Origin of the sequence: Mesorhizobium sp. M0909, assembly GCF_040319515.1 — a bacterium.
Taxonomy (GTDB): Bacteria; Pseudomonadota; Alphaproteobacteria; order Rhizobiales; family Rhizobiaceae; genus Mesorhizobium.
On sequence record NZ_JAMYOA010000002.1, the window covers coordinates 82,303 to 93,530 of the forward strand.

General features: G+C 63.8%; 6 protein-coding genes. All 6 read right to left on the reverse strand.

The window, feature by feature from the left end:
* Positions 1-5 precede the first annotated feature (5 nt).
* The 6 genes from NKH83_RS03005 to NKH83_RS03030 all read right to left on the reverse strand — a co-directional run bounded on the left by NKH83_RS03005 (position 6) and on the right by NKH83_RS03030 (position 11,215).
* Positions 6-3,377, reverse strand: coding sequence for a transglutaminase family protein (locus tag NKH83_RS03005; protein WP_352802053.1), 3,372 nt, complete (start codon positions 3,375-3,377; stop codon positions 6-8).
* A 448-nt stretch (positions 3,378-3,825) separates the two neighbouring features.
* A complete protein-coding gene (locus NKH83_RS03010; RefSeq protein ID WP_352802054.1) occupies positions 3,826-5,031 on the reverse strand; it encodes an acyl-CoA dehydrogenase in 1,206 nt (401 codons plus the stop codon).
* Between the two features lie 239 nt (positions 5,032-5,270).
* Complete coding sequence (locus NKH83_RS03015; protein WP_352802056.1) at positions 5,271-7,583, reverse strand: Tex family protein; 2,313 nt, start codon at positions 7,581-7,583, stop codon at positions 5,271-5,273.
* A gap of 123 nt (positions 7,584-7,706) precedes the next feature.
* Positions 7,707-8,888: a serine hydrolase domain-containing protein gene (locus NKH83_RS03020; RefSeq protein WP_352802058.1), complete on the reverse strand. Its 1,182-nt coding sequence runs from the start codon at positions 8,886-8,888 to the stop codon at positions 7,707-7,709.
* Between the two features lie 31 nt (positions 8,889-8,919).
* Positions 8,920-10,116, reverse strand: coding sequence for a serine hydrolase domain-containing protein (locus NKH83_RS03025; protein ID WP_352800031.1), 1,197 nt, complete (start codon positions 10,114-10,116; stop codon positions 8,920-8,922).
* Between the two features lie 64 nt (positions 10,117-10,180).
* Entirely contained in the window at positions 10,181-11,215 is a 1,035-nt protein-coding gene (locus tag NKH83_RS03030) for an ABC transporter substrate-binding protein (protein ID WP_352802262.1), read from the reverse strand.
* Positions 11,216-11,228: the final 13 nt, after the last annotated feature.

Sequence of the window (11,228 nt, forward strand, 5' to 3'; positions counted from 1 at the left end):
GCTGATCAGAGTCTTTGCGGTCGCCGAAGGTCAAGGGTCATCGGGAAATCTTCAGAGGCTTCTTCGTTGCGCAGTACATAGCTGGACGGCGTATGGCCACGCGGCTCGAAGCGGGCGAGCCGCCGCGCCTCCGCTTCGTTGCCGTTGACGGGGAACGTGTCGTAGCTGCGCCCGCCGGGATGCGCGACGTGGTAGACGCAGCCGCCGACCGCGCGGCCCGACCAGCGGTCATAGATGTCGAAGACCAGCGGCGTGTTGACCGGCAGCGCCGGATGCAGGCCCGACGCCGGCTGCCAGGCCTTGAAGCGCACGCCGGCCACCGCGATCTCGCGGTTGTCGGTCACCTTCATCGGCACCAGGCGGCCGTTGCAGACGACCGCGTGACGCTCCGGGTTGAGCCCCTCGGTCTTCACCTGCAGCCGCTCGACGGAGGAATCGACAAAGCGCACGGTGCCGCCGATGGCGCCTTGCTCGCCCATGACATGCCACGGCTCCAGCGCTTGCCGCAGTTCCAGCTTGATACCGGCATGCTGGACCTCGCCGCAGAACGGGAAGCGGAATTCGAGCTGGGCGTCGAACCATTCCGGACGGAACGCAAAGCCGTTCAGCTTGAGGTCGTCCAGCACATCGAGAAAGTCAGCCCAGACATAATGCGGCAGCATGAAACGGTCGTGCAGCGAGGTGCCCCAGCGCACGAAGCGGCCGTCGAGCGGGTTCTTCCATGCCCGAGCGATGATGGCGCGCACCAGCAATTGCTGCGCCAGGCTCATGCGCGCGTTGGGTGGCATCTCGAAGCCGCGGAATTCGACCAGCCCGAGCCGGCCGGTCGGCCCGTCCGGCGAAAACAGCTTGTCGATGCAGATTTCCGAGCGATGGGTATTGCCGGTCACGTCGGTCAGAAGGTTGCGGAACAGCCGGTCGACCAGCCACGGCAGGGGTGCCGCGCCCTTGTCCGGATGCGGCACCTGCGCCATCGCGATTTCGAGTTCGTAGAGCGAATCGTGGCGTGCCTCGTCGAAGCGCGGCGCCTGGCTGGTCGGGCCGATGAACAGGCCGGAGAACAGATAGGACAGCGACGGATGCCGCTGCCACTGCAGCACCAGGCTTTTCAACAGGTCGGGGCGGCGCAGGAACGGACTGTCATTGGGCGTTGCGCCGCCGACGACGACGTGGTTGCCGCCGCCGGTGCCGGTATGGCGGCCGTCGATCATGAACTTGTCGGCGCCAAGCCGCGTCTGCCGCGCCTCCTCGTAGATCGCCGTGGTCGTCGCCACGCAATCCTGCCAATTCGCGGCGGGGTGGATATTGACTTCGATGACGCCGGGATCGGGTGCCACACGGATGACGTTGAGGCGCGGATCGTGCGGCGGGCCGTAACCCTCGATATGCACAGGCACGCCAATAGCCTTTGCCGCGTTCTCCGCCGCCGCGACCAGTTCGAGATAGTCCTCCAGCGCCTCGACAGGCGGCATGAACACACAAAGCCGTCCGTCGCGCGGCTCGACCGAAAGTGCCGTGCGCACGGCGCCGCCGATCTCGGTGATCTCCTGTTCGACGCGGTCCTGCTGGCCGGTAACGGCCGTGAAGGAAACGGCCTGCTGGCGTCGCGCCATTTCGTCGGCGCCTTCAAGTTCGGCCGACGCAGGCGAAGAAGCAGAATCGGGCAAGATCGCCTCACGCGCCGGCAATGGTCCGCGCGGCAGCGATGGGTCGACCGGCACGATGTAGGGGAACTGCGCCGGCGGCACGTAAGGCAGCGTGCCGAGCGGCAGGCGGTAACCTACCGGTGAATCTCCCGGCACCAGGAACAGCCTGCCGCGCCGCGTCTTCCACTTCTCCGAGCGCCAGCGCGGTCCTGACGCCTGGCTGTTCCAGCGCTGGACAGGCAGCACATAGCCCGACGGCTTGGTCAGCCCGCGTTCGAACACCCGCGCCATGCGGCTGCGCTCCTCCGGGTCCTCCAGCTTCGAATTGGAAGGATCGACGTTGTCAGGCAGCTTGCCTTCCTTGAGCAGCCATTCGGCGGGATCCTCATAAGCTTCGCTGACCATGGTCTTGTCGATGCCGAGTTCGTCGGCAATCGCGGTCAGCAGGCTCTCGGCCTGCATCGGTCCGACATCCGCCTCGCTCTTTTCATGCGCGATCAGCGACGGGTCGCTCCACACCGGCTCGCCGTCGGTGCGCCAGTAGAGCGAGAAGATCCAGCGCGGCAGGCTTTCGCCGGGATACCACTTGCCTTGCCCGTAATGCAGGAAGCCGCCCGGCGCGAAGCGCTCGCGCAGCCGGCGGATCAGCGCATCGGCCTTTTCGCGTTTGGTTGGCCCGACGGCGGCGGTGTTCCACTCTGCAGCCTCGAAATCGTCGATCGAGACGAAGGTCGGCTCGCCGCCCATGGTCAGCCGCACGTCGCCGGCATCAAGCGCGGCGTCAACCTGGTTGCCCAGCGCATCGAGCGCCTGCCAGCTTTCGTCGGAAAACGGCTTGGTAATGCGCGGATGCTCGGCGATGCGGTCGACCCGCATGTCGAAGCCGAACTCGACATTGGCGAAGCTCGCCATGCCGGAGATCGGCGCGGCATTGCGGAAATGCGGCGTTGCCGCGAGCGGCACATGGCTTTCGCCGGTGAGCAGGCCGGAGGTCGGGTCGAAGCCGATCCAGCCGGCGCCCGGCAGATACACCTCGCACCAGGCATGAAGATCGGTGAAATCGGTCGCCGTGCCGGGCGGCCCGTCAAGCGCGACGAGGTCGGGCTTCAGCTGGATCAGATAGCCGGAGACGAAGCGCGCGGCGATGCCGAGGTTCCTCAGTATCTGCACCAGGAGCCAGCTGGAATCCCGGCACGATCCCTTGCCGGCGGCCAGTGTTTCCTCGGGCGAGAAGACGCCGGTTTCCATGCGCACGATATAGGCGATCTCGCGCTGCAGCCGCGCATTGAGGTCGACGACAAAATTGACGGTGTTGGTCGGGCCGCGGTCGAGGGTTTTGAGGAATGCCCCCAACAGCGGCCCCGCCGGTTCCGGCGTCCGGTAGATGGTCAGATCGTCCCTGATCTCTTCGGGGTATTCGAACGGAAACGTCTCGGCCGAGGGCTCGACGAAGAAATCGAACGGATTGTAGACCGTCATGTCGGCAACGAGATCGACCTCGATCTTCAGTTCCGTCACCGGCTCGGGGAAGACGAAGCGGGCAAGGAAATTGCCGTAGGGGTCCTGCTGCAAATTGACGAAGTGATTTGCCGGCCCGACCTTCAGCGAATGGCTGAGCACTTTCGTGCGGGAATGCGGCGCAGGCTGCAACCTTATGACTTGCGGGCCCAAGACAACGGGCCTGTCGTATTTGTAGTGGGTCAGGTGATAGACGGCTGCCAGAATTGCCATGGTGCCCCTGAGGTCGGTGTTTCAAAAGGAGTTCGCTGAACCCTGACACGAATGCTGAGCATTCTCCAAGCAGAGATGTTGCGCTGCACCTAAATTAAGCAGCTTTCATAGCTCACGAAACGGAGCGCCGACCCCGGGATTCCGCAGTGTGGCGGCAAGACGTTACAACGCTGCAGAGCCGAAGTGCGGCGGGTCAGCACCGGGCGCTTCCCGCCGATATCGATGATCGGCAGCACACGCGATGCTTGGTCGAAAAGAAGCTGAAAGAAAAACCCGCCTCGGTGGGCGGGTCGTCGGCGCCGATTGGCACCATAGCGAAATTAATAGCATAGCTGCCGGCACAAAGCAAGAACAAAATGTGGCACCGTCGACGAAAATTGCCGATCTCCCGCCTTGCGGGGGAGATGCCAGGCAGTGGCGCCCTGGAAGCGGAGGACACCTGCCAATGCTAAAAGAACGCCTGCAAACCGGTCTGCGCCCGCCCGAGGATCAGCGCATGCACGTCATGCGTGCCCTCATAGGTGTTGACCGTCTCCAGGTTCTGCGCGTGGCGCATGACGTGGTAGCCGATCTGGATGCCGTTGCCGCCATGCATGTCCCGGGCCTGGCGGGCGATGTCGAGCGCCTTGCCGCAATTGTTGCGCTTGACCAGCGAGATCATCTCCGGCGCCATTTTGCCTTCATCCATCAACCGCCCGACGCGCAGGCTGCCCTGCAGGCCGAGCGCGATTTCGGTCTGCATGTCGGCGAGCTTCTTCTGGAAAAGCTGCGTGCCGGCCAGCGGCTTGCCGAACTGTTTGCGGTCGAGGCCATACTGGCGGGCGCGGTGCCAGCAATCTTCCGCCGCGCCCATGGCGCCCCAGGAGATGCCGTAGCGCGCCCGGTTGAGGCAGCCGAACGGTCCTTTGAGACCCGAGACATTGGGCAGCAGCGCGTCCTCGTCGACCTCGACGCCTTCCATCACCACTTCGCCGGTGATCGAGGCGCGCAGCGACAGCTTGCCGCCGATCTTCGGCGCCGACAGCCCGTTCATGCCCTTTTCCAGGATAAAGCCGCGAATCTGGTTGTCATGCGCGCCCCCACTTTCGTCGGACAACTTTGCCCAGACGACGAAAACGTCGGCGATCGGCGCGTTGGAAATCCACATTTTCGAGCCGGAGATCCTGTAGCCGTTCGCGGTCTTCTCGGCCCGCGTCTTCATGCCGCCCGGGTCGGAACCGGCATCAGGTTCGGTCAAGCCAAAGCAGCCGATCCATTCGCCCGACGCCAGCTTCGGCAGGTATTTCCTGCGCTGTTCTTCCGAGCCATAGGCATGGATCGGATACATCACCAGCGACGACTGCACGCTCATCATCGAGCGATAGCCGGAATCGATCCGCTCCACTTCCCGCGCGACCAGCCCGTAGGTGACGTAGTTGGCGCCGAGCCCGCCATATTCCTCGGGGATGGTAATGCCGAGCAGACCCGCCTCGCCCATTTCGCGAAAGATCCCGGCGTCGGTCTTTTCCTCAAGGTAGGCTTCCTCGATCTTCGGAGCGAGCTTGTCGGCGGCAAACGCCGCGGCGCCATCGCGCACCATGCGCTCGTCCTCCGAAAGCTGGTCCTCGATCAGGAAAGGATCATCCCAGACGAATGCGTTCTTGTCGGTGGCCATGGCTCTCGGTCTCCCAAACTCATGCATGTCGCCCAAAGCTTGCCCGCGGGCCCGACCCGAGGGTGTTCGGCAGCTTGGAGATAACGACATGCATCGAAACAGAAATCTTGAAACGCGCGGCTTATCGGCTCCCGTCCTGAAAAAATCAAACGAAATAGCTTCGCCGATCCATGAGCATTGGTGATGGATCATCAATGTCGAGCGCCGCCGGCTGACCTACCACAGCCCGGCTCGCGAAATTATTTCCGCTTCAACGCATCAGCCAACGCGGCGCCGAACGCGCCCTGCTGCGCCGGCCGCTCCGGCTGGCGTTGGGGCGCCGGCGCACGCGGCACCGGCCTGCTGCCATTGTCGCGTGGCTTCGGTGCGCCACCGTCGCCGGCCTTGCGCATCGACAGGCCGATGCGCTTGCGCTTGATATCGACGTCGACGACACGCACCTTGACCACGTCGCCGGCCTTGACCACCTCATGCGCGTCCTTGATGAACCGATGAGCCAGTTGCGAGACGTGCACCAATCCGTCCTGATGCACGCCGATATCGACGAAGGCACCGAAGGCCGCGACATTGGTGACTGTGCCTTCAAGCTGCATGCCGGGCTTCAGATCCTTGATGTCGTCGATGCCATCGGCAAAGGTCGCGGTCTTGAAGCCGGGGCGCGGATCGCGGCCGGGCTTTTCCAGCTCCGCCAGGATGTCGCGCACCGTCGGCAGGCCGAAGCGCTCATCGACGAAGACGCGCGGATCGAGCGCCTTGAGTGCGGCGCTGTCGCCCATCAGAGAGCGAACGTCGCGCCCGCAGGCCGCAACGATCTTCTTGGCCACGCCATAGGCTTCCGGATGCACGGCAGAGGCATCGAGCGGCTCGCTGCCGTCGGGAATGCGCAGGAAGCCGGCGCATTGCTCGAACGCGCGGGGTCCAAGGCGGGAGACCTTCAACAGTTCTCGGCGGCTGGCGAACGGGCCGCTCGCGTCCCGGTGCGCAACGATCGCCTCGGCCAGCGATGCGCCGAGACCCGAAACCCGCGCCAGAAGCGGCGCCGACGCCGTGTTGAGGTCGACGCCGACGGCGTTGACCGCATCCTCGACCACCGCTTCCAGCGAGCGGCCGAGGCGGTACTGATCGACGTCGTGCTGATACTGGCCGACGCCGATCGACTTCGGCTCGATCTTGACCAGTTCGGCGAGCGGATCCTGCAGGCGCCGGGCGATCGACACCGCCCCGCGCAGCGACACGTCGAGGCCGGGAAATTCCGCCGCCGCCGTTGCCGAGGCGGAATAGACCGAGGCACCGGCTTCGCTGACGATCACCTTGAGCGGCTTCGGCCCGGACCCGGCAGGCATGTCAGCCAGCATGTCGGCCACCAGCCTTTCGGTCTCGCGGCTGCCGGTGCCGTTGCCGATCGAGATCAGCTCGACCTTATGCAGCCGGATGAGCTTGGCCAGTTCGGCCTGCGTGCCGCGGACATCGTTCTTCGGCGGGAATGGATAGACCGTCGTCGTCGCCAGCAGCTTGCCGGTGCCGTCCACCACCGCCACCTTGACGCCGGTGCGAATGCCCGGATCGAGGCCCATCGTCGGCCGTGAGCCGGCAGGGGCGGCAAGCAGCAAATCCTTGAGATTGCGGGCGAAGACATGGATCGCTTCTTCCTCGGCCCGTTCACGCAAGTCCCGCATCAGATCGAGCGTCAGGTGCAGCGACAACTTGATGCGCCAGGTCCAGCTGGCTACTTCCATCAGCCAGCGGTCTCCCGGCAACTGGCGGCCGATGGCATAAGCATCGGCAATCATCCGCTCGACCGGCTTCACCGGCGAGGCATCGTCGGCATCGACCTCGATGTCGAGCGACAGAACCTCCTCGTTGCGGCCGCGCAGCATGGCCAGCGCGCGATGGCTCGGCACGTTGGCCCAGCGCTCGACATGGTCGAAATAGTCCGAAAATTTGGCGCCGGCCTCCTGCTTGCCGTCGACGACGCGCGACCGCAGGAATGCGCGTTCCTTCATATAAGTCCGCAATCTGCCGACCAGGTCGGCATTCTCGGCGAACTGCTCGGACAGGATGTCGCGCGCACCCTCGAGCGCTGCCTTGGCGTCTGCCACGTCTTCGCTGATGTGGGCCAGCGCCAGCTCGGCGGGCATGGCCGTACGGTCGGCGAGAATAGCTTCCGCCAGCGGGCTCAGCCCACGCTCGCGCGCGATCTCCGCCTTGGTCCGGCGCTTCGGCTTGTAAGGCAGGTAGATGTCTTCGAGTTCCGCCTTGGTCACGGCAGCAGCGATTTTCGCTTCAAGCTCCTCGGTCAGCTTGCCCTGCTCGCTGATCGAACCAAGGATGGTGTCGCGGCGCGCGTCGAGTTCGCGCAGATAGGCGAGCCGCTCGGCAAGATCGCGCAGCTGCGTGTCGTCGAGGCCGCCGGTGACCTCCTTGCGGTAGCGCGCCACGAACGGCACTGTCGCGCCGTCGTCCAGCAAACCGATCGCCGCCGCAGCCTGTTCGGGCCGCGCGCGGATTTCGGCTGCTATGATGGTTGCGATGCGCTTGATGTCGGATGCCATGTCCTACCTGTCGTTGGTCGAAAAGAGCAGCGACCATAGGCGGAGACGCCCGCTGCGCCAACCGCAGCGTTTTCAACCCGCTGAAAGGTCCACAGGAAAGCTGCATGAGCGGTACAGATCGGATCAGACCATCCGGCTCAGCGCCTCGAAGAAAGAAATCAAATCCAGATCGAGCGGATCGTCGACCGGTACCGGCTGCGACGACATCTTTGCGATGACAATTTCAGCCATCGGATTGACGTAAAGCCACTGGCCGTGGATGCCGATGCCGCAGAAGGCGCCGCTTGCCGCGCCCGTCTGGTACCATTTGTTGCGATACCGGCCACGCGGAAACAGGGACGCCATCGTGCCGCGCCGCCATGCCTCGGCGTCACCGCCGGTTTCGGTCGTGTCGCGCATCCAGGCTTCCGGCACGACGCGGCGGCCATTGGCCACGCCACCTTGCCGCATCATCTCGCCGACGCGCGCAAGGTCGCGCGGTGTCACCGAAATGCCGCCGGCGGTACGCGCCGTGCCTTCCATGTCGACAGTCACCGAGGCGTCGCCGAGGGCGCCGAGCGGCTCCCATAATTTCTCGCGCATCAGATCGGCGAAACGCTGGCCAGACGCGCGTTCGAGCAGGATGCCGAGCAGGTCGGAATTGGGCGAAAGGTAGCGGAACGTCCGGCCATGCGGCTCGGTCAGGCCCTGCAGCGTCGTGAGGAAAGTGGCCAGGCTCTCGCTGCCCCCGCCTGGATTCCACAGCATTGCACGGCGATAGCGGGCGAAGGCGCTTTCCGGATCGAGATAGGCCTCTTCGAAATCGAGGCTGACACTCATGTCGAGCACGTGCCGCACACGCGCATCGCCATAGGCCGAGCCGGCGGCTTCGGGCAGATAGCGGCTTACCGGAGCCTGCGGATCGAAAATCCCCTCGCCTTCCAATATGCCGGCAACAATAGCGGTCAGCGACTTGCTGATCGAAAAGACGATGTGGCGTGAACCGAACTCCATATGCGGTGCGAACCAGTCGCCGACGAATTTGCCGGCTTTCATGATCGTCAAAGCGTCGGTGTCGGAGCGCGCGAGAAACGCCGCGACAGTCTCCGCGCCGCCTGCAAGAGCGACCTTTTCGCCAAGTAGCCCGCCGAAATCCTGCGCCGGCGCCTCGCTGCTGCCCCGCTTTGCCGTCACGGCAGCGCTCGGCACCAGCTCGCCGACATTCTGGAACGACCACCGGCTGAACGGGCTTTCCCGCCAATTGCCGAGCAGCACTTGGTTTCGGGCAAAGCCATACCTGGTCTCAAACGCGGTCTTGCCGGTCATAGCGTTTCCTTCAGTATCTTTTGGCCGAGTTTCAGGCGAGCGCCGCGGCGATGGCGTGCACCGCTTTCAGTGTCGCCACAGAATAGGCGACGTTGGTGAAATCCGGATAGCTCGAAAGCTTGACCACGACCATTTTCGTATCCCAGTCGATGTGGATCAGCTGCCCGAACACGCCACGGCACATCAGCGCCCGCGAGCGCGGATCCTCGATCCAGAACTGGTTGCGATAGCTGCCTTCCGGCAGGCTGGGGCTGAAATCCGGCCCATGCCTGCCATTGCGCGTCGCCTCGATCCAGTCGGCCGGCACGACGCCGCCGCCATTGCCGAGGATCAGCTGGCCGAAGCGGCCATAGTCGCGCAGCGTGGCGTTGAAGCCGCCATCGGCAACCGCATAGCCGGCGCTATCGACGGTAAAGCAGGCACTTTCATCCGCGCCGAGCTTTTGCCAGAGCTCTTCCGAGACCAGCTGCGCCAGGCGCTTGCCGCTCACCCGTTCCATGATGAAGGCAAGCACGTCGGTCTCGATCGAGCGGTATTCGAAGGCAGCGCCGTGCGGCCGGCTCTTTTCCTTGAGCCCCAGGATCAGTTCGAACATATGCGATGGCCAGCGCAATTCCGGATCGCTGTCCGGCGGCACCGGCTTCCAGCCGGTGGCGACATCGACCTGGCCGATGTCGGAATAGGGGTCGGTGTATTCCTCGGAAAAGCGCAGCCCGCTCGTCATGTCGAGCACATGCTGCACGCTGGCGCCCTCCCAGCCGGTCGCTTCCAACTCCGGCAGATAGGTGGTCACCGGCAAACCCGGATCGATCAGTCCGCGTCCGACCAGAATGCCGAAGACCGATGCGGTGACCGACTTCGCCATCGACTGCGACAGATGCAGCGTGCGCTCGGTCATGCCGTTGAAGTAGCGCTCATAGGCGACCTTGCCGCCCTTCAGCACCAGGAAGCCGTCGGTGTAAGTCTCGTCAAGCAGTCCAGCCAGCGTCGTCGGCTGCCCCATGCTGTCGCCCACCGGCAGCACGTCGAGATCGACCTCGGCTCGCTCCAGCCTGTGGCGATGGCCATTGCCGCGCCAGACCTCGACGGTCGGCAGGATTTCGCGAATATGCTGGAACGCCCAGCGGTTCCATGGCGGCCGGTCCCAGTCGAGCTTCGGCGGCACCATCCGCGGCGGCGAACCCTGCATGATCGGCGGCGCCGGTTCGCTGTTGCGATAAGAAATCATAGGCAGTCCGATCGCCGGGAAAAGGCCCGGCGGCAATTGCCGCCGGGATTCGTCCGGATGTGGATTACTTCTGCAGTTCGGTCCAGATCTTGCTGTAGATGGCCTGCACTTCCTCTGAACACAATTTTTGCAGCTCGCCATGCGCCCTGACGTCTTCCGGGATGATGACTTCCGGCGCATCCTTCATATCGGCTGGCATGTACTTGTCGGAACCGGCAATGCCGTTGGCGTAGCGGTGGAAGGCGGACAGGCCGGCGGCGTTTTCCGGATCCATGATGAAGTTCTGGAACAGCTTGGCGTTCTCGACATTCTTTGCGTCCTTCAGGACCATGACATTGTCGCTCCAGAGGCCAAAACCTTCCTTGGGATAGAAATAGTGGATCTTGGGATTCGCCAGCCGCTGGCGCAGGGCTGAGCCGTTCCAGTCGCTGGTTGCCTTGAAATCGCCGGCGCCCATTTTCTCGATGGTATTGTATTCCATCGCGATCCAGTTCGGCTTGGCGGCAACCAGTGTGTCACGCACCTTTTTCAGCGTTTCCTTGTCGCTGGCGCATTGCGCGCCGCCGACATATTTGGTCGCCGCGAACATGACGTCGTTCATTTCCGGCACGACGTTGACCTTGCCCTTCAATTCGTCGGGTGTGTTGAAGATGATGCCCCAACTGTCCGACGGCCCCTTGTAGACATCGGTGTTCACCACGATGCCCACCGTGCCCCAGGCCCACGGCACGGAATATTTGCGGCCGGGATCGAAATCGGGATTGGCCCATTCTGGCGCCACGTTCTTGAAGTTCTCCATCTTGCCGGGATCGGTCTCCTGCACGAGGCCTTCCTTGATCCAGATCGGCACGAAGGTTTGCGAAGGCACCGCGATGTCGAAGCCGGTGCCGCCCTGGCGAACTTTGGCCAGCGCCGTATCGTTCGAATCGTAATCGGTGATGGTCACCTTGACGTTGTATTTCTGCTCGAACTTCTTGATCACGTCGGGGCTGGTGTAGTTGCCCCAATTGTAGATGTTGAGCTCACCGTCGGCGCGAGCAAGGCTCGTCGAGGCGAGCAGCGCCAGCCCGATGGCGGTCGCCGTGGTCTTCCAGTTCATGGTCTTAGCTCCC

Coding starts and splice junctions, on each gene's coding strand:
- NKH83_RS03005 (WP_352802053.1), bottom strand. CDS start 3,377: ATGGCAATTCTGGCAGCCGTCTATCACCTGACCCACTACAAATACGAC.
- NKH83_RS03010 (WP_352802054.1), bottom strand. CDS start 5,031: ATGGCCACCGACAAGAACGCATTCGTCTGGGATGATCCTTTCCTGATC.
- NKH83_RS03015 (WP_352802056.1), bottom strand. CDS start 7,583: ATGGCATCCGACATCAAGCGCATCGCAACCATCATAGCAGCCGAAATC.
- NKH83_RS03020 (WP_352802058.1), bottom strand. CDS start 8,888: ATGACCGGCAAGACCGCGTTTGAGACCAGGTATGGCTTTGCCCGAAAC.
- NKH83_RS03025 (WP_352800031.1), bottom strand. CDS start 10,116: ATGATTTCTTATCGCAACAGCGAACCGGCGCCGCCGATCATGCAGGGT.
- NKH83_RS03030 (WP_352802262.1), bottom strand. CDS start 11,215: ATGAACTGGAAGACCACGGCGACCGCCATCGGGCTGGCGCTGCTCGCC.